The organism is Pseudomonas sp. S2_E02, from assembly GCF_054668355.1.
The window spans coordinates 534,666-552,132 of record NZ_CP162761.1 but is presented as its reverse complement, the minus strand read 5'-3'; the positions used below and the strand labels follow the sequence as shown (position 1 = coordinate 552,132).

The 17,467-nt window shown below is 59.4% G+C and carries 20 protein-coding genes; 13 read left to right on the top strand and 7 right to left on the bottom strand.

Annotated features, from left to right (window positions below; translation table 11 throughout):
* Nucleotides 1-72: 72 nt before the first annotated feature.
* The 4 genes from AB4O01_RS02440 to AB4O01_RS02425 all read left to right on the top strand — a co-directional run bounded on the left by AB4O01_RS02440 (nucleotide 73) and on the right by AB4O01_RS02425 (nucleotide 3,273).
* On the top strand, nucleotides 73-1,053 hold the full coding sequence (locus tag AB4O01_RS02440) for an aliphatic sulfonate ABC transporter substrate-binding protein (RefSeq protein ID WP_460090564.1): 981 nt from the start codon (nucleotides 73-75) through the stop codon (nucleotides 1,051-1,053).
* Nucleotides 1,054-1,115: 62 nt separating this feature from the next.
* Nucleotides 1,116-1,958, top strand: a complete 843-nt coding sequence (locus AB4O01_RS02435; RefSeq protein WP_093437364.1) for an ABC transporter permease — start codon at nucleotides 1,116-1,118, stop codon at nucleotides 1,956-1,958.
* 29 nt (nucleotides 1,959-1,987) lie between these two features.
* Nucleotides 1,988-2,668, top strand: coding sequence for an SOS response-associated peptidase (locus tag AB4O01_RS02430; protein ID WP_320337069.1), 681 nt, complete (start codon nucleotides 1,988-1,990; stop codon nucleotides 2,666-2,668).
* 332 nt (nucleotides 2,669-3,000) lie between these two features.
* Entirely contained in the window at nucleotides 3,001-3,273 is a 273-nt protein-coding gene (locus AB4O01_RS02425; protein ID WP_093437355.1) for a hypothetical protein, read from the top strand.
* Between the two features lie 45 nt (nucleotides 3,274-3,318).
* Here the strand turns inward: AB4O01_RS02425 and AB4O01_RS02420 are convergent, their stop codons facing one another.
* From AB4O01_RS02420 to AB4O01_RS02410, 3 genes are all read right to left on the bottom strand, one after another.
* Nucleotides 3,319-3,465 (bottom strand): hypothetical protein, encoded by a 147-nt coding sequence (locus AB4O01_RS02420; protein WP_177413101.1) that lies wholly within the window; start codon nucleotides 3,463-3,465, stop codon nucleotides 3,319-3,321.
* A gap of 63 nt (nucleotides 3,466-3,528) precedes the next feature.
* Nucleotides 3,529-3,840, bottom strand: coding sequence for an AzlD domain-containing protein (locus AB4O01_RS02415; RefSeq protein WP_174244501.1), 312 nt, complete (start codon nucleotides 3,838-3,840; stop codon nucleotides 3,529-3,531).
* Nucleotides 3,840-4,538, bottom strand: a complete 699-nt coding sequence (locus tag AB4O01_RS02410) for an AzlC family ABC transporter permease (protein ID WP_460090563.1) — start codon at nucleotides 4,536-4,538, stop codon at nucleotides 3,840-3,842. Before AB4O01_RS02410 ends, AB4O01_RS02415 begins: the two co-directional genes overlap by 1 nt.
* A gap of 153 nt (nucleotides 4,539-4,691) precedes the next feature.
* Between AB4O01_RS02410 and AB4O01_RS02405 the strand changes: the two genes are divergently transcribed.
* On the top strand, nucleotides 4,692-5,066 hold the full coding sequence (locus tag AB4O01_RS02405) for a DUF2784 domain-containing protein (protein WP_460090561.1): 375 nt from the start codon (nucleotides 4,692-4,694) through the stop codon (nucleotides 5,064-5,066).
* Here AB4O01_RS02405 and AB4O01_RS02400 read toward each other — a convergent pair whose 3' ends face one another.
* Nucleotides 5,067-5,591, bottom strand: coding sequence for a DUF3087 domain-containing protein (locus AB4O01_RS02400; protein WP_194934376.1), 525 nt, complete (start codon nucleotides 5,589-5,591; stop codon nucleotides 5,067-5,069).
* Between the two features lie 223 nt (nucleotides 5,592-5,814).
* Here AB4O01_RS02400 and ppnN point away from each other — a divergent pair, with 223 nt between their 5' ends.
* The gene (gene ppnN, locus AB4O01_RS02395; RefSeq protein WP_034152412.1) at nucleotides 5,815-7,188 is read left to right on the top strand and encodes a nucleotide 5'-monophosphate nucleosidase PpnN; all 1,374 of its coding nucleotides are present in this window, start codon (nucleotides 5,815-5,817) and stop codon (nucleotides 7,186-7,188) included.
* 200 nt (nucleotides 7,189-7,388) lie between these two features.
* Here the strand turns inward: ppnN and AB4O01_RS02390 are convergent, their stop codons facing one another.
* The 3 genes from AB4O01_RS02390 to AB4O01_RS02380 form a co-directional block, all read right to left on the bottom strand.
* Nucleotides 7,389-8,816: an FAD/NAD(P)-binding protein gene (locus AB4O01_RS02390; RefSeq protein WP_460090558.1), complete on the bottom strand. Its 1,428-nt coding sequence runs from the start codon at nucleotides 8,814-8,816 to the stop codon at nucleotides 7,389-7,391.
* Nucleotides 8,817-9,002: 186 nt separating this feature from the next.
* Nucleotides 9,003-9,344, bottom strand: coding sequence for a hypothetical protein (locus tag AB4O01_RS02385; RefSeq protein WP_460090557.1), 342 nt, complete (start codon nucleotides 9,342-9,344; stop codon nucleotides 9,003-9,005).
* Between the two features lie 159 nt (nucleotides 9,345-9,503).
* On the bottom strand, nucleotides 9,504-10,067 hold the full coding sequence (locus AB4O01_RS02380) for a helix-turn-helix domain-containing protein (RefSeq protein WP_186623556.1): 564 nt from the start codon (nucleotides 10,065-10,067) through the stop codon (nucleotides 9,504-9,506).
* Nucleotides 10,068-10,152: 85 nt separating this feature from the next.
* Between AB4O01_RS02380 and AB4O01_RS02375 the strand changes: the two genes are divergently transcribed.
* The 7 genes from AB4O01_RS02375 to AB4O01_RS02345 all read left to right on the top strand — a co-directional run bounded on the left by AB4O01_RS02375 (nucleotide 10,153) and on the right by AB4O01_RS02345 (nucleotide 17,394).
* A complete protein-coding gene (locus tag AB4O01_RS02375) occupies nucleotides 10,153-11,088 on the top strand; it encodes a DMT family transporter (protein WP_460090556.1) in 936 nt (311 codons plus the stop codon).
* Between the two features lie 248 nt (nucleotides 11,089-11,336).
* Complete coding sequence (locus AB4O01_RS02370; RefSeq protein ID WP_093437315.1) at nucleotides 11,337-14,255, top strand: monovalent cation/H+ antiporter subunit A; 2,919 nt, start codon at nucleotides 11,337-11,339, stop codon at nucleotides 14,253-14,255.
* Nucleotides 14,255-14,599 (top strand): Na+/H+ antiporter subunit C, encoded by a 345-nt coding sequence (locus tag AB4O01_RS02365; protein WP_007910763.1) that lies wholly within the window; start codon nucleotides 14,255-14,257, stop codon nucleotides 14,597-14,599. The genes AB4O01_RS02370 and AB4O01_RS02365 overlap by 1 nt, the downstream gene beginning before the upstream one ends.
* Nucleotides 14,596-16,275, top strand: coding sequence for a monovalent cation/H+ antiporter subunit D (locus AB4O01_RS02360; RefSeq protein WP_099758705.1), 1,680 nt, complete (start codon nucleotides 14,596-14,598; stop codon nucleotides 16,273-16,275). Before AB4O01_RS02365 ends, AB4O01_RS02360 begins: the two co-directional genes overlap by 4 nt.
* Nucleotides 16,272-16,760: a Na+/H+ antiporter subunit E gene (locus AB4O01_RS02355; RefSeq protein WP_099758704.1), complete on the top strand. Its 489-nt coding sequence runs from the start codon at nucleotides 16,272-16,274 to the stop codon at nucleotides 16,758-16,760. Before AB4O01_RS02360 ends, AB4O01_RS02355 begins: the two co-directional genes overlap by 4 nt.
* On the top strand, nucleotides 16,757-17,035 hold the full coding sequence (locus tag AB4O01_RS02350) for a K+/H+ antiporter subunit F (RefSeq protein WP_007910754.1): 279 nt from the start codon (nucleotides 16,757-16,759) through the stop codon (nucleotides 17,033-17,035). Before AB4O01_RS02355 ends, AB4O01_RS02350 begins: the two co-directional genes overlap by 4 nt.
* The gene (locus tag AB4O01_RS02345; RefSeq protein ID WP_093437301.1) at nucleotides 17,032-17,394 is read left to right on the top strand and encodes a Na+/H+ antiporter subunit G; all 363 of its coding nucleotides are present in this window, start codon (nucleotides 17,032-17,034) and stop codon (nucleotides 17,392-17,394) included. The genes AB4O01_RS02350 and AB4O01_RS02345 overlap by 4 nt, the downstream gene beginning before the upstream one ends.
* The last annotated feature ends 73 nt before the right edge of the window (nucleotides 17,395-17,467 follow it).

Here is a 17,467-nt window from a genome sequence, read left to right as displayed (position 1 = left end):
TTCATGCAGGAAGCATTCGATAAAAATATCTTTTTTGACATAAGAAACCTGTGCCTTTACCGGAGCGCCCCCATGACATCGTTCTTTCCTTATTTCAAAACACTGCTGGCCGCCAGCGCCGTGATGCTGAGTCTGCAACCGTTCGCCCACGCGACTGAGACCGCGCCGGCGGAAGTGCATCTCGACTACGCCTATTACTCGCCGGTCAGTCTTGTGCTCAAGCACTTCGGCTTCCTCGAAAAGGCCTTGCCGCAAACCAGAGTCAGTTGGGTATTGAGCCAGGGCAGCAACCGTTCGCTGGAATACCTGAACAGTGGCGGCGTGGATTTCGCTTCCAGCGCCAGCCTGGCGGCCGTGCTGAGTCGGGCCAATGGCAGCCCGATCAAATCCGTTTACGTCTACAGCCGCGCCGAATGGACAGCGCTGGTGGTGCGCAAGGATTCGCCGTACCAGACCGTCGCTGACCTGAAGGGCAAAAAGATCGCTGCCACCAAAGGCACCGATCCGTATCTGTTTACCCTGCGCAGCCTGCAACAGGCCGGATTGAAAAAAGACGATGTCGAACTGGTTCACCTGCAACATCCGGACGGCCGCACCGCGCTGGAAAAAGGCGATGTAGACGCCTGGGCCGGCCTCGATCCGCACATGGCCGCCAGTCAGGTTCAGGCCGGCTCGCGCCTGCTCTACCGCAACCCCGCGTTCAACAGCTACGGCGTGGTCAGCGTCACTGAGCAATACGCCAAGGAACACCCGCAGACCATCGACACCGTGATCAAAGCCTACGAACAGGCCCGCGATTGGGCTTTGAAAAATCCTGATGAGTTCGCCGCCCTCCTCGCCAAGGAGTCCGGCTTGCCGCTGGACGTAGCCAAGCTGCAACTATCGCGCACCGACCTGAGCAGCCCGCAACTGACCCAACAGGACATCAGCGCCTCCAAGGCTGCGGCGCCGATTCTGGTCTCTGAGGAACTGGTGCGCCGTGGGGTGAATGTCGATCAAGTCATCGATCAATTGCTCGACAGCGGTGTGCAGCAAGCCATCGCCCGCCAGTAACCGATCAGCCTCAGGACAAATCCGCGCCCGTCGCGGATTTGTTGTGAGCGGAGCCAAAAACCATGACCACTCACTGCAAAGACTTGCCCGCGCCACTTGCCGTTCCGCGCCAGCGTCCTGCGCGTTTAAATCCGGCATGGCAGCGCCGCTGCAAGGGCCTGGCCCTGCCGCTGCTGATCATCGTTGCGCTGGAAATTATCGTACGCATCGGGTGGCTGCCGTCCTACCAGATGCCGGCACCGAGCGAGATTGCCCTGACCCTCACCGACCTCGCTGAGGGTGCACTGTGGAAACACATCGGCGCCAGCCTGATACGCGTGCTGCTGGGTTTTACCATTGGCGCCAGTCTGGCGCTGGTGTTTGCCGCCTGGGTCGGTTTGAGCCGCGAAGCCGAGGCCTATCTGGAACCGACTTTCGCCGCGTTGCGTTCAATCCCGAGCCTGGCCTGGGTGCCACTGCTGTTGTTGTGGCTGGGCATCGACGAGACCTCGAAAATCGTCTTGATCGCCATTGGTGCGTTCTTTCCGGTGTACGTCAACGTCGTCGCGGCCATACGCAACATTGACCGCAAACTGGTGGAAGTCGGCCGCATCTACGGCTTTAGCCGCTTGCAACTGGTAAGGCGGATTTTGCTGCCGGCCGCCCTGCCCGGCCTGTTCACCGGGTTGCGCAGCGGCATGAGTCTGGCGTGGATGTTTCTCGTGGCAGCGGAGTTGATCGCGGCCACCAAAGGCTTGGGTTATTTGCTCAGTGACGGCCGGGAAACTTCGCGGCCGGACATCGTGCTGGCCGCAATCATCGTGCTCGCCTTGCTCGGTAAACTCAGCGATGGCTTGCTGGCCATGCTCGAACGCCGCTGGTTGAACTGGCGTGACACATTCACCGGCCAAGGCGCCAGCGACTAAGCTGAAATCTCCAACCGGAGATTCAGCCGATGTGCGGAAGACTCTCGCAGTACCGTGGCATTCACGACTTCGTCGCGGTGCTGAGCATTCCCGACGCGTTGATCAATCACGTCGGCGATGCACCGCTCGACCGCTACAACGCCGCGCCGACTACCGCGCTGGCCGTCCTGCACCAACAAGGGCAACAGCTGCAGGCCGACAATCTGCGCTGGGGCTGGCGCCCGCACTGGGCCAAGGATCGCCCACCACCGATCAATGCCCGGGTCGAGAAAGTCGCCCATGGCCCGTTCTTCCGGACGATCTGGCGACATCGCTTGATTGTGCCCGTGGACAACTGGTTTGAATGGGTTGATAGCGAAGACAAATCCCGACAACCGTGGCTGATTCGTCGGGCGGATCATGGGGCGGTTTTCTGCGCTGCCATCGGCCAATTTCCGACAGCCGAAACAGCGACCCGGGACGACGACGGTTTCGTGATCATCACCGCCGATGCCGCCGGCGGCATGCTCGATATCCACGATCGTCGACCGGTGGTGTTCCGCGCAGAGTTGGTGCGCGAATGGCTCGACCCCGCAACCCCTGTTGAGCGCGCCGAGCAAATGCTGTTGTTCGAAGGTGAAGGCAGTGAAGTGTTCGAATGGTACAAAGTCGGCAAAGCGGTCGGTAACGCACGCAATCAGGGGGCCAGTTTGATTATTGAGCAGACTTAAACATCTGCCGACTTCACGCGTCTATCAATGTAGGAGCTGCCGAAGGCTGCGATCTTTTGACGCAGCGTTAGAAGAATAAAACTATTGCAACCTTCAGCGACTCAGAAAGGCGAATCACTGCCGTTACAAACTCTGTTTCATCTTTGAAACGCTGCAAATAAAACACACGTTCGAATGAACAAACCGCCTGTCTGACATTTCAACCGTCATACATACATTTAGATGCACTACGGCTAGCATGCGCGCCGCCTTTCCGATTGGTATACCAGTTGACCAAAGAGTCAACAAACCAGGAATCCCCATAACGTCTACAAGCCTTGCAGAGAAATAAGTTGCGCGACGATTTTGCAATCAAACAGGTCAGCGGCCTGGAGTGTATTTATCTGTCGATGACAGAACGCTTTGAACTCGACTGTTTTATCGGCCACTACATCAAGACCCGAAACCTGCGTGCCGTTCCCGATATCGAACGCATCCTGCGCACCACCCTCGAAGGGTATCCCGGCCACGCGCCGGTGATGGTCAACGAGCTGAACGCATGGATCGACCGAACATTGGGATATCGGGCTTCACACCCCGATTTCACGCAGCTGGACGATCTCTGACCCCCAAAAAAACCCCGCATGTGCGGGGCTTTTTCGTAAAAATCTTTAAAACTTGCGGTCAGGATCTGAAAGCTCTGTGGATTCATCGCGCTTCCAGGTCTGTTCGTTGTGTTTCTCCCGCTCTATTTCTTCTTGCGTCGGTTCATCCGTGTCTTGGTCATCCGCCTCTGGCTGCTTTGGCTCAGTCGTCATGTACACCTCCCGTCATCAGTTACCCGTCATCCTTGAAGCGTAGAACAGTTTCAAACGTACAACTTACAACCACCACCGCAGCAAAAAGAAGAACGCCATGCTCAACAACATACTGAGCAAAGTACTGCGCGTGTAAATCACCAAAGCGATCGCCACCAGCGAACTAAGCAGGTACGGATTGTCCCACTGCAGATTCAGCTGTTTGTCCGGCATGAAGACAATCGGCCCGCAGATCGCGGTGAGCATCCCCGGTACTGCAAAACCGAGAAACTGCCGCGCATTGCTACTCAAGCGCACCGGCAAACGCGGTTCAAGAAACACGTAGCGATTGAGAAACACCAGAATCCCCATGCCGAAAATCACCGCCCAAACCATCATGTGCGCTCCCGATACAGCTTGTTGCAGATAAACCCTGCGGTCATTCCTGCCAACCCCGACAACACCAGGGCCGAGCCCCATTGCCAGTAACTGAACAGCACCGAACAAAACAGCGACACTGCCACGCAAACCACTGTCGGCACGTTGCGCACTACCGGCGTGATCAACGCGATAAACGTGGCGGCAATCGAGAAGTCCAGCCCCAGGTGCTCAAGCCCCGGAATGCTGCTGCCGAGGACAATGCCGGCCAGGGTGAACAGATTCCACGCGATGTAAAACGTCAGGCCGACACCCAGCGCATACCAGCGGTTGAACTGCTGGCGATCATGTTGACTGGTCAGTGCAAACAACTCGTCGGTGAGCAAAAAGCCCAGCCCGATGCGCCAGCGCCCCGGCAGTGGCGAAATCACCGAACGCATGCTCATGCCATACAGCAAGTGCTGTGAAGTCAGCAGCAGCGTGGTCAACAGAATCGAAAAAATCCCCGCGCCACCCTTGAGCATACCGATCGCGACCAATTGCGCCGCGCCGGCAAACACGATGCTCGACAAGCCCTGCCCTTGCAGCGGTGTGAGGTTGGCCTCGACCGCCATGGAGCCAGCCAGTAATCCCCAAGGCGCGGTGGCCAAAGACAACGGCATGATCGCGATAGCGCCGCGAAGGAACGCACTGCGCGGCATAAGTGAATCAGACATATCGCTCTTCAACAGTGGAAACAGCAGCAGACTCTGCCAGCAAATCCCCTTGTCCGGCTTGAACAATCTTGCGCAATTGCGCTAAATCGCGCCGACTGTGGACGGCCATCGGCGTACCATGTGAGCCATTCACAAATGCGTCAGGGAGACGACATGCTGTACCGAATCGCAGCCGACGGGCTGGTGCTGTTTCATTTGTCCTTCATTCTGTTTGTGCTGTTTGGCGGGCTGCTGGTCCTCAAATGGCCACGTTTGATGTGGCTGCATTTGCCGGCTGCGGCCTGGGGCGCGGCGGTCGAGGTGCTGCACCTGACCTGCCCGCTGACCTACTGGGAAAACCTCATGCGCCACGCGGCCGGGCAGACTGAATATGCCGGCGGCTTCATCGAGCATTACATCTGGCCAATTATCTACCCGGCAGGCCTTACCCCGCAGATTCAACTGGCGCTCGGCAGTGTGGTGCTGGCGGTCAACCTGTTGGTGTATGGCCGTTTAATCCGTTCGTGGAAACTGCGTCGAGCGGTGTAATCAACGCGAAGTCTTCAAGGCTTCCAGCCAGACCGGATCCAGGCGCGTCTGCTCGGTATCGAGTCCCAGCGCCTGCATCCGCGCCTTGTGCGTTTCAACTTCCCGCCACAGTTGCCCGTGATCACTGGAGTTGCCGTCCAGTTCGTGCATTTGCGTCAAGCCGAGATGGTAAAAGCGCAGAACCTTCATAGCCGTCGGATCATTCTGCTCCACGGCTGCAGTGACCTGATGCATGACGTTGGTGATGCTCATCAGATTGCGCTTGAGTCGCCAGCTGTACACGGCTGGCGCCATCCAGCTCTGATTCCAGAAGCGCCCGCGCAGTAACGCTGCGGTCAGCAGAAACGCCACAAACACGCCGCCGACATTGAAGCGCAGGTTATCGCCGCCAGGCTCGCCGAACAGCGCCACCGCCACGCTGGAAAACAACATCGCCAGCACCAGGAACAGCACGGCGATGATGATCGTGCTGCGGCGGGTCTGCTGGCGAAAAGTGGCGGCATCCATCGGCTGAATCTCGAACATCACAAATGACTTCCTTGAGCGACAAAAGGGCTAACTGAAAAAACCGGCCGGCGCATTATCGCCTCTACCGCGGATTTAGCTATGCTGGGGCTCCTTTTCATCTTTTCAGCGTCCAACGGGGACATGGCGGTACAGCGCAGATCGTGCCATCTTCATTCATGGATACACACTATTCGGATGCCATCGCCTAGTCTTGAGATGACATCGTTTTAAGGATCATTGCATGACCCAACGACACGTAATCAATGCCTCGGTCAGCCCGAAAGGCAGCCTGGAAACCCTTTCTCAACGTGAAGTTCAGCAACTGAGCGAAGCCGGATCCGGCAGCACCTACACCCTCTTCCGCCAGTGCGCCCTGGCCATCCTCAACACCGGCGCCCATGTCGATAACGCCAAGACCATCCTCGAAGCCTACAAGGACTTCGAAATCCGCATTCACCAACAGGATCGCGGCGTACGCCTGGAGCTGCTGAACGCTCCGGCCGACGCCTTCGTTGACGGCGAAATGATCGCCAGCACCCGCGAAATGTTGTTCAGCGCCCTGCGCGACATCGTCTACACCGAAAACGAACTCGACAGCCAACGCATCGACCTGAGCACCTCGCAAGGCATCAGCGACTACGTTTTCCACCTGCTGCGCAACGCGCGCACTTTGCGCCCTGGCGTCGAGCCGAAAATCGTCGTGTGCTGGGGCGGCCACTCGATCAACACCGAAGAATACAAATACACCAAAAAAGTCGGCCACGAACTGGGCCTGCGCAGCCTCGACATCTGCACCGGCTGCGGCCCCGGCGTGATGAAAGGCCCGATGAAAGGCGCGACCATTGCCCATGCCAAACAGCGTATTCATGGCGGTCGTTACCTGGGTTTGACCGAGCCAGGCATCATCGCTGCCGAAGCGCCGAACCCGATCGTCAACGAGCTGGTGATCCTGCCGGACATCGAGAAACGTCTGGAAGCCTTCGTGCGCGTTGGCCACGGCATCATCATCTTCCCGGGCGGCGCCGGTACGGCTGAAGAGTTCCTCTACCTGTTGGGCATCCTGATGCACCCGGACAACAAGGGGCTGCCGTTCCCGGTGATCCTCACCGGGCCGAAACATGCCGCGCCGTATCTGGAACAACTCGACGCCTTCGTCACCGCGACCCTGGGCGAAGCAGCCAAGCAGCACTACGAAATCATCATCGACGACCCGGCCGAAGTGGCGCGGCAGATGACTCAGGGCCTGAAAGCGGTGAAGCAATTCCGCCGCGAGCGTAACGATGCGTTCCACTTCAACTGGCTGCTGAAAATCGACGAAGGCTTCCAGCGCCCGTTCGATCCGACCCACGAAAACATGGCCAACCTCAAACTGCACCGCGACCAGCCACCGCACGAACTCGCGGCCAACCTGCGTCGGGCGTTCTCGGGCATTGTCGCCGGTAACGTCAAGGACAAGGGCATTCGCCTGATCGAAGAACACGGGCCGTACCAGATCCGTGGTGACGCGGCGATCATGCAACCGCTCGATGCGCTGCTCAAAGCCTTCGTCGCCCAGCACCGGATGAAACTGCCGGGCGGCGCGGCGTATGTGCCGTGTTATCGAGTGGTGGCGTAACCTTTAAGCCATCACACAATCCATGTGAGAGCTGGCTTGCCAGCGATAGCGGTCTTCCAGTCAACAGAGATGTTGAAGCAGATGACCCCTTCGCGAGCAAGCTCGCTCCCACAGGTTCTGTGGCGTGGCACAAATGGTATTTGCAACCTGAATCCCCTGTGGGAGCGAGCTTGCTCGCGAAGGGGCCCGATAGAACAACCTCAACCCGCCAATCGCACAGCCAGCGCCTTGGCCTGCAACGCCACATCCGTCACCGCCGTACTCTCCCACCACATCCCGCGCAATGGCGGCCCCATGGCAAATAACCGGTCAGCGGCACATCCCTCGGCATCCAGCACCGCGCCATCCACGGCCGCTGCGATTCCCAACGCCAACGGCCCCGGCTGCACCAAACTCCGCGCCAGCAGCTGCTGCGGCAACGGTCGCGCTACCCGGCGCCAGTCGTACTCGATGCCACTGGAGTTGATCAACGCGGCGCCCTGCACCACGCAGGTTTGCGACTCACCGCGACGTCGAATGCGAATACTCACACCACCTTCCACATTCGGCACCAGCCCTTTGAACGAAGCCGCCTGAATCCGCAACCGCCCTTCTGCGTGCAACCGTTCAACCAGCGCCGCACTCAGCGGCGGCGAACGGTGATGGTGGCTTTCCCACCACGGCCGCACATGCCGTACGAATTGTCGACGCTGCGTGTCAGTCGCCTGGCTCCATAAGCGGGTGATGTGCACTCGAACCGTGTCCAGCGGCGCTTGCCAATCGATGCCTTGTGCGATGGCTGCCTGGCATTGCTGGCGTAATTCGCGCAACAGCTGCCGAGGCGTGCACAGGCTGTGATCGTCGCCAAGAAAATCCACCCAGGCCGGCGGTTGTCGGCGCACATGGGGCAACAAACCATGGCGGGAAAATACTTCGATCGGCCCGCGATGCCCGGCTTGCTCCAGCGACACCACGGCATCGACCATGGTCAGGCCGGAGCCGATGATCAGCACGGTCGATTGCGGGTCGAGCTGGCGCATGGCCGCGACATCCCACGGATCGAGCGCGGCGGCGTTGAGTCCGCTGGAGGTTGTCTGCGGGGTTCGCGCGGCCGGGAACATTCCAGTCGCCAGGACCGCGTAGCCACCGCGCAGTGCCTGACCATTGCTCAGTGTGAGCTGCACCGAATCGGCCTCGACCTGCAGGTCGATGACCTCCGCGCGAATGTGCTCAACGCTTGAGCCATTTCTCGCACCGACAAGGCGCGCTTCGGCCAAGCGCTGCTGCACATAGACCCCGAACAATCCACGCGGCGGAAACAGTTCACTGATCGGCACCTTCTGCTCGGCAGACTCTGGCCAGCCGCCAGCGGTAATGTGCTCGGTGAGCCACTGCGTCAGATCATCGGGATTATCCGGATCAACGCTCATGCGCGCGGCGTTGCCGTTGAGCGTGTGACCCAACTCGATCGCACTGTACGCTTCGCCCCGCCCCAGTTCGGCGCGTGGCTCGATGATCAGGATTTTTAGCTGGCCTGGCCGCCTCAGCAATTGCACCGCGAGCATCGTACCGCTGAGGCCGCCGCCGATGATCAGGATATCCGCGTTGCTCTGATGAGTTATTGCCTGTTCGCTGAGTACTTCGCTCATACCACTCGCTCGCTACCAAAATGGCCGACCACTGCTGCCATTACATCAAATGAAAAATGCGCAACTCGGGTCAGCAAACAACCGCGTGAAGAATATCTATAGAAAAAAGTATTTTTTCTATCCCATAACGAAAAAAATGCCCGACCGATACCAGCCGGTCGAGCATTTCAACTTTTCGTGTTTTTATCAGTGAAGGATACGGTAAAGGGTTTTTTCAGAAATGATTTCGTTTATACCACCCGCAAAGTATGTGTACTGGAAAACCAAGGGTTCTGAACTCCCTGCAAAATCGATCAGCCACTCCCGCGGCAGGGTGAATTCATACACTCGATCAACAACTGGACCAAGCTCAATGTAGTCAGTCTTCATGTTTCCAACCAGAATATGAATGCCATCGCCATCATCTTCAATTGGTTGCTTGGGAATAATGGCAGTCGGGCCATTGGGAATATCCTTCATGGATATAAAGCCTTCCTTTGCCTCTTTAACTCGAAGTGCTTCAGGCAATGCAGTTGATAAGTCCCGCATATCAAAACTCCTTTTGATGATTCAAAGAAACTTGAGCCGGCAAGGAAGATATCCGTGCCGGAGCGAATAACGTTTGCATCCGCCAAGCCATCAAATGCTGGAAGGGTCAGTTCGTCTACTGTCAGAAATTACAGGTAACCACGATTTACCGACGAACGGTCATATGACCACATTGCGCACAAACCGCACCTCAACATCGCCATCATTGCGATAGGAGTGCGGCTGGTTACTGGCAAACATAAAAAACTCACCTGTACCGATGTGCTGCGGCTGGTCGCCGAGCATCAGGGTCAGGCAACCTGCAAAGACGAAAATCTGCTCGCTCCAGCCCTCGGCATCCGCTTGCGAGGGGTAGACCTCGCCGGGTTGCAGGCACCATTCCCATTGCTCGACTTCGCGCGTCGCCGTGGCTTTGGAGAGCAGCACCGCTTTGCTGCCCGGGTGAGTGCCCGCCCAGGCCACCTCGTTGATGCGGCTCGGATCACGGGCATCCGGCGCCTGGATCAGATCGCTGAACGCGACATCGAGCGCTTCGGCGACGCGATCAAGGGTGGTCAGGCTGACATTCTTCTCGCCCGCCTCGATCGCCACCAGCATTCGCCGACTGACACCGGATTTTTCTGCCAGCGCGGTCTGACTCAGGTCGGCGGCATGCCGCAGACGCCGGACGTTCTGGCTGACGTGTTGCAGGACGGATGCCCTTTGCATTGAATCTTTGTGCACTATATTGCTCACTCGGTGAGGTTGGGCAGTATACTGCGCAACGTTGGGCGCATTGTGCGGCCTCCTTTTTATAGTGCGCAAGGTCATGACGTCGCAGAACAGCTCCCCCACTCCCCCCCGTTTCTCTCGTTTCAGCAAAGCCGAGTGCGTGCTGGTGCTGATTACCATGGTCTGGGGCGGCACGTTCCTGCTGGTGCAGCACGCGATGACGGTCAGCGGCCCGATGTTTTTTGTCGGCCTGCGTTTTGCGGCAGCGGCTTGTATCGTTGCGCTGTTCTCATGGCGTCATCTACGCGAACTGACCCTGTTCGAACTCAAGGCCGGCGCCTTTATTGGCGTGGCGATCATGCTTGGTTACGGCTTGCAGACGGTCGGGCTGCAAACCATTCCGAGTAGTCAGTCGGCGTTCATTACTGCGTTGTATGTGCCGTTCGTGCCGTTGCTGCAATGGCTGGTGCTCGGGCGTCGTCCGGGCTTGATGCCGAGCATCGGGATCATGCTGGCGTTTACCGGGTTGATGTTGTTGTCGGGGCCGTCCGGGGCTGCGCTGAATTTCAGTCCGGGCGAGATTGCCACATTGATCAGTGCGATCGCGATTGCCGCTGAAATCATTTTGATCAGTACCTACGCCGGCCAGGTGGATGTGCGTCGGGTCACTGTGGTGCAACTGGCTACGACTTCGGTGTTGTCGTTCCTGCTCGTGGTGCCGACTGGCGAATTGCTACCGGACTTTTCCTGGACCCTGCTGGTGACTGCGCTGGGGTTGGGCGCGGCGAGTGCGGCTATTCAGGTGGCGATGAACTGGGCGCAGAAGAGTGTTTCGCCAACCCGGGCGACGTTGATCTATGCGGGTGAGCCGGTGTGGGCCGGGATTGTCGGGCGGATTGCTGGCGAGCGCTTGCCGGCGATTGCGCTGGTGGGCGCCGGGTTGATTGTGGCGGCGGTGATTGTCAGTGAGTTGAAGACCAAGGGTAAGGTTGCAGAAGCCGAAGCTGAGCTGGAGCGGGAAACCCAAGGTTAATCTGCAATATCTTTAGTGCCTGGACTATAGCTATCGCGAGCAGGCTCACTCCTACACTTGAAATGCGTTCCCCCCTGTAGGAATGAGCCTGCTCGCGATGAGGCCATTCCAAGCAACATCGATCTACCTGAAACAATGCCAAACAGAAAATTCCAGACTACTTTGTAGGATTCTGAGACATCCTGGCGTTTGGTGATCGGGGAGCTGGCACGTATGATGCTTCACAAACTTCCGCAGATTAGAAGCCTATGTCCCTGATAGTTCTACTGCTTCTGCCATTCATTGGCAGCTGTCTGGCAGCGGTGCTGCCACACAATGCGCGTAATACCGAATCCCTGCTGGCAGGTCTGGTCGCTCTGATCGGCACCGTCCAGGTCGCGATGCTGTACCCGCAAATTGCCCATGGCGGCGTCATTCGCGAAGAGTTCATGTGGCTGCCCAGCCTCGGTTTGAACTTCGTTCTACGCATGGACGGTTTCGCCTGGCTGTTCTCGATGTTGGTGCTCGGCATCGGCACCCTCGTCTCTTTATATGCCCGTTATTACATGTCGCCGGACGATCCGGTGCCGCGTTTCTTCGCGTTTTTTCTGGCGTTCATGGGCGCCATGCTCGGCTTGGTCATCTCCGGCAATCTGATTCAGATCGTGTTTTTCTGGGAGCTGACCAGCCTCTTCTCGTTCCTGTTGATCGGCTACTGGCACCACCGCGCCGACGCCCGTCGCGGCGCTTATATGGCGTTGATGGTCACCGGTGCCGGCGGGTTATGCCTGCTGGCGGGGGTCATGATTCTCGGCCATGTCGTCGGCAGCTATGACCTCGACAAGGTCCTGGCCGCCGGCGACATGATTCGTGCACATTCCCTCTACCCTATCCTCCTTCCCCTTATTCTCATTGGCGCCCTCAGCAAAAGTGCGCAGTTCCCTTTCCACTTCTGGCTGCCGCACGCAATGGCGGCGCCGACACCGGTTTCGGCCTATCTGCATTCGGCCACCATGGTCAAGGCCGGGGTTTTCCTGCTTGCGCGTCTGTGGCCGTCGCTGTCCGGCAGCGAAGAATGGTTCTACATCGTCAGCGGCGCTGGTGCGTGTACGCTGTTGCTCGGCGCCTATTGCGCGATGTTCCAGAACGATCTCAAAGGTCTGCTGGCTTACTCGACCATCAGCCACCTCGGCCTGATCACGCTGTTGTTGGGTCTCAATAGTCCGTTGGCCGCTGTAGCGGCGGTATTCCACATCCTCAATCACGCGACATTCAAAGCCTCGCTGTTCATGGCCGCGGGCATCATCGACCATGAAAGCGGTACTCGCGATATCCGCAAACTCAGCGGCCTGATCAAACTGATTCCCTTCACAGCGACGCTGGCCATGGTTGCCAGCGCCTCGATGGCAGGTGTGCCGCTGCTTAATGGCTTCCTGTCGAAAGAGATGTTCTTCGCCGAAACCGTGTTCATCAATGCCACAGCGTGGGTCGAAGCGGCGTTGCCGATTGTTGCGACCATCGCCGGTACATTCAGCGTTGCCTATTCCCTGCGTTTCACCGTCGATGTGTTCTTCGGCCCACCGGCCACCGACCTGCCGCACACACCGCACGAGCCGCCGCGCTGGATGCGCGCGCCAGTGGAACTGCTGGTATTCACTTGCTTGCTGGTGGGGATTTTCCCGGCGCAGATCGTCGGCCCATTGCTCGCGGCGGCGGCATTGCCAGTGGTTGGCGGCACACTGCCGGAATACAGCCTGGCGATCTGGCACGGTCTGAACGCACCGATGATCATGAGCCTGATCGCCATGTCCGGCGGCATCATCGTCTATCTGTTGCTGCGCAATCAGCTCAAGCGCGGACGTTTCAAATATCCGCCACTGGTGGGCCGCTTCAACGGCAAGCGCCTGTTCGAGCGCAGCCTCGTGGTGATGATGCGCCTGGCCCGACGCCTGGAGCGGCGCCTCGGCACCAAGCGTCTGCAGATGCAATTGTTCCTGATGGTATTGGCGGCGGTGCTCGCCGGTCTGATCCCGATGTTGCACAGCAGCCTGAGCTGGGGCGACCGGCCGAAAATCCCCGGTTCGATCGTCTTCGTGACCCTGTGGTTGCTGGCCATCGCCTGCGCGCTCGGCGCCGCGTGGCAAGCCAAGTATCACCGTCTCGCCGCCCTGACCATGGTCAGCGTCTGCGGGTTGATGACCTGCGTGACCTTCGTCTGGTTCTCCGCACCGGATCTGGCCCTGACGCAACTGGCAGTGGAAGTGGTCACCACCGTACTGATTCTGCTCGGCCTGCGCTGGTTGCCACGCCGCATCGAAGAAGTCTCGCCACTGCCGAGCAGCCTGCGCAAGGCACGCATTCGCCGCCTGCGCGACTTACTATTGTCGATTGCCGTCGGCGGTGGCATGGCGCTGCTGTCCTACGCGATGCTGACGCGGCAAACGCCGAACGACATCTCCTCGTTCTACCTGAGCCGCGCCATGCCTGAGGGCGGCGGCAGCAACGTGGTCAACGTAATGCTGGTGGATTTCCGTGGCTTCGACACCCTCGGCGAAATCACCGTGCTGGTTGCCGTGGCGCTGACCGTGTTCGCCCTGCTGCGGCGCTTCCGCCCACCGAAAGAAAGCCTGCAATTGCCAGCCCAGCAACGCCTGCTCGCGCCGGACGTGGTCACCGACCTCGTCAACCCGCGTTCCGCCAGCGACACCGCGCTCGGCTTCATGATGGTGCCGGCAGTGCTGGTGCGTCTGCTGCTGCCGATTGCGCTGGTGGTGTCGTTCTACCTGTTCATGCGCGGGCACAACCAGCCGGGCGGCGGTTTCGTCGCCGGTCTGGTGATGTCGGTGGCGTTCATCCTGCAATACATGGTCGCCGGCACCCAGTGGGTCGAGGCGCAAATGAGCCTGCGGCCGTTGCGCTGGATGGGCACCGGATTGCTATTCGCCACTGCTACAGGTCTGGGCGCGATGCTGGTCGGTTATCCGTTCCTGACCACGCACACCTGGCATTTCAGCTTGCCAGTGCTCGGTGACATCCATGTCGCCAGCGCGCTGTTCTTCGACATTGGCGTGTACGGCGTGGTGGTCGGTTCGACGCTGTTGATCCTCACCGCCCTCGCCCACCAATCGGTGCGGGGTCACAAGACCGCATCGCTGCCCAAGTCCGTCGCCAGTAAAGGAGCCGTCTGATGGAAGAAGTCATCGCAATCGCCATCGGCGTGCTCGCCGCCTCCGGCGTCTGGCTGATCCTACGGCCACGGACATTCCAAGTGGTCATGGGCCTGTGCCTGCTGTCGTATGGCGTCAACCTGTTCATCTTCAGCATGGGCAGCCTGTTCATCGGCAAGGAGCCGGTGATCAAGGACGGCGTTACCCAGGACTTGTTGCACTACACCGACCCGCTGCCACAGGCACTGGTACTCACCGCGATCGTCATCAGTTTCGCCATGACCGCGTTGTTCCTCGTCGTTCTGCTCGCCTCGCGCGGCCTGACCGGCACCGACCACGTCGACGGCCGGGAGCCTAAAGAATGATGGCGATGACTCACCTGATCGCCGCACCGATCCTGCTGCCGCTGCTGACTGCCGCGATCATGCTGATGCTCGGCGAGCGGCACCGACCGTTGAAGGCGAAAATCAACCTGTTCTCCAGCCTCGTCGGCCTGTTCATTTCGGTGATGCTGCTGCACTGGACGCAAACCACCGGCGTGCCCGGCTCCATCGGGGTTTACCTGCCGGGCAACTGGCAGGCGCCGTTCGGCATTGTGCTGGTGGTTGATCGCCTGTCAGCGCTGATGCTGGTGCTGACCGGGATCATCGGCGTCAGCGCCCTGCTGTTTGCCATGGCCCGTTGGGACGGCGCCGGTTCAAGCTTCCACGCGCTGTTCCAGATCCAGTTGATGGGCCTGTACGGTGCGTTCCTGACGGCGGATCTGTTCAACCTGTTCGTATTCTTCGAAGTGTTGCTCGCCGCGTCCTATGGCCTGCTGCTGCACGGCTCGGGTCGGGCGCGGGTCTCGTCGGGGTTGCATTACATCTCGATCAACCTGCTTGCCTCGTCGCTGTTTCTGATTGGCGCGGCCCTGATCTACGGTGTCACCGGCACGCTGAACATGGCCGATCTGGCGCTGAAGATTCCACTGGTGCCGGAAGCCGACCGTGGCCTGCTGCACGCCGGTGCGGGGATTCTCGCCGTCGCGTTCCTGGCCAAGGCCGGCATGTGGCCGCTGAACTTCTGGCTCGTACCCGCCTATTCTTCCGCCAGTGCACCGGTGGCGGCGATGTTCGCGATCATGACCAAGGTCGGCGTGTACACGTTGCTACGCCTGTGGACGTTGCTGTTTTCCGGGCAGGCCGGAGCGTCGGCATTCTTTGGTGGCGACTGGCTGATCTACGGTGGTATGGCGACCATGGCCTGCGCGGCGCTGGCGATTCTGGCCGCGCAACGGCTGGAGCGCATGGCCAGCCTGAGCATTCTGGTGTCGGCGGGGATTCTGCTGTCCGCCGTCGGTTTCGCCCAGCCAAACCTGATCGGCGCGGCGCTGTTTTATCTGGTCAGCTCGACCCTGGCGCTGAGTGCACTGTTCCTGCTGGCCGAGTTGATCGAACGCTCCCGCTCGGCCAACGAGATCCCGCTGGAAGACGAAAGCGAACTGCTGCCACGTCCACAGGAATCCCTGCAACCACCCAAAGGCATCAACCTCGATGACGAGCAGAAAGCCGTGGTCGGCCAGGTTATCCCGTGGACCATGGCGTTTCTCGGCCTGAGCTTCATCGCCTGCGCTTTGTTGATTATCGGCATGCCGCCGCTGTCCGGATTTATCGGCAAACTCAGCCTGATCGGCGCCTTGCTCAACCCGCTAGGCCTGGGCACTGGCGCGCCGATATCCAACGCGGCCTGGGCGTTACTGGCGTTGCTGATCCTCACCGGGCTGACGTCGTTGATGGCGTTCTCGCGCCTCGGCATCCAGCGCTTCTGGACGCCCGAAGAGCGGCCGTCACCACTGCTGCGCAAACTCGAATGCGCGCCGATCTTCCTGTTGCTGGGGCTGAGCATCGTCCTGACTTTCAAGGCTGAACCCCTGTTGCGTTACACCCAGGCCACCGCTGAGGCACTGAACAATCCGCAGCAATACGTGATGGCGGTGCTCGGCACCCGCGCCGTACCGAGTCCGGAAGCCAAATCGGCGATGCTGGAGGTGCAGCCATGAAGCGTGTGTTTCCTGCACCGCTGTTGTCGCTGGCGCTGTGCGCCCTGTGGCTGACCCTGAACCTGTCGATCAGCCCGGGCAATCTGCTGCTCGGCGCGATACTGGGTTTTGCTGCGCCGTTGATGATGCGCAAACTGCGTCCGAAACAGGTACGCATTCGCCGTCCGGGAACGATTCTGCGTCTGTTCCTGCTCGTCGGTCGTGACGTGGTGATGTCCAACCTGATCGTCGCGTGGGGCGTGCTCAATGCCGGTCGCTGCCCTCCGCGCTCGGGATTTGTCAAAGTCCCGCTGGACCTGCGCGATGCTCACGGCCTCGCAACGCTGGCGATGATCTGCACGGTGGTGCCCGGCACGGTATGGTCAGAGCTGGCGCTGGATCGCAGCATTTTGTTGTTGCACGTCTGGGATCTGGATGACGAAGCGCAGTTCATCGAGCACTTCAAGAGCACCTACGAGCGGCCGCTGATGGAGATTTTCGAATGAGCCCATTACTGTCGAACGCGATCCTGCTGACGCTGTTCCTGTTCTCGCTGGCGATGGTGCTGACCCTGGTGCGCCTGTTCAAAGGCCCGTCGGCGCAAGATCGGGTCCTGGCGCTGGACTACCTGTACATCGTCGCGATGCTGATGATGCTGACCCTGGGCATTCGGTATTCAAGTGACACTTACTTCGAAGCGGCGCTGCTGATTGCGCTGTTCGGCTTCGTCGGCTCGTTTGCCCTGGCGAAATTCCTGCTGCGTGGCGAGGTGATCGAATGAATGCTGAATTGTCGCTATGGATCGAGATTCCAGTGGCGATCCTGCTGGTGCTCAGCGGCCTGTTTGCGCTGATCGGTGCGATCGGGTTATTGCGCATGAAGGATTTCTTCCAGCGCATGCATCCGCCGGCACTGGCTTCGACGCTAGGCGCATGGTGTGTGGCGCTGGCGTCGATCATCTGTTTTTCGGCGCTGAAGTCCGGGCCGGTCATACATGCCTGGCTGATTCCGGTTTTGCTGGCGATTACTGTGCCGGTGACTACTTTGCTGCTGGCGCGGGCGGCGTTGTTCCGCAAGCGTATGGCTGGGGATGATGTGCCGGCAGAGGTCAGTAGCCGACGGACTGAAAGCGGTAGCTAGTCCAGAGCTTTCGGTGTCTGGTCTGGCCCCTTCGCGAGCAGGCTCGCTCCCACAGGGTTTTGGGTGAAATCAC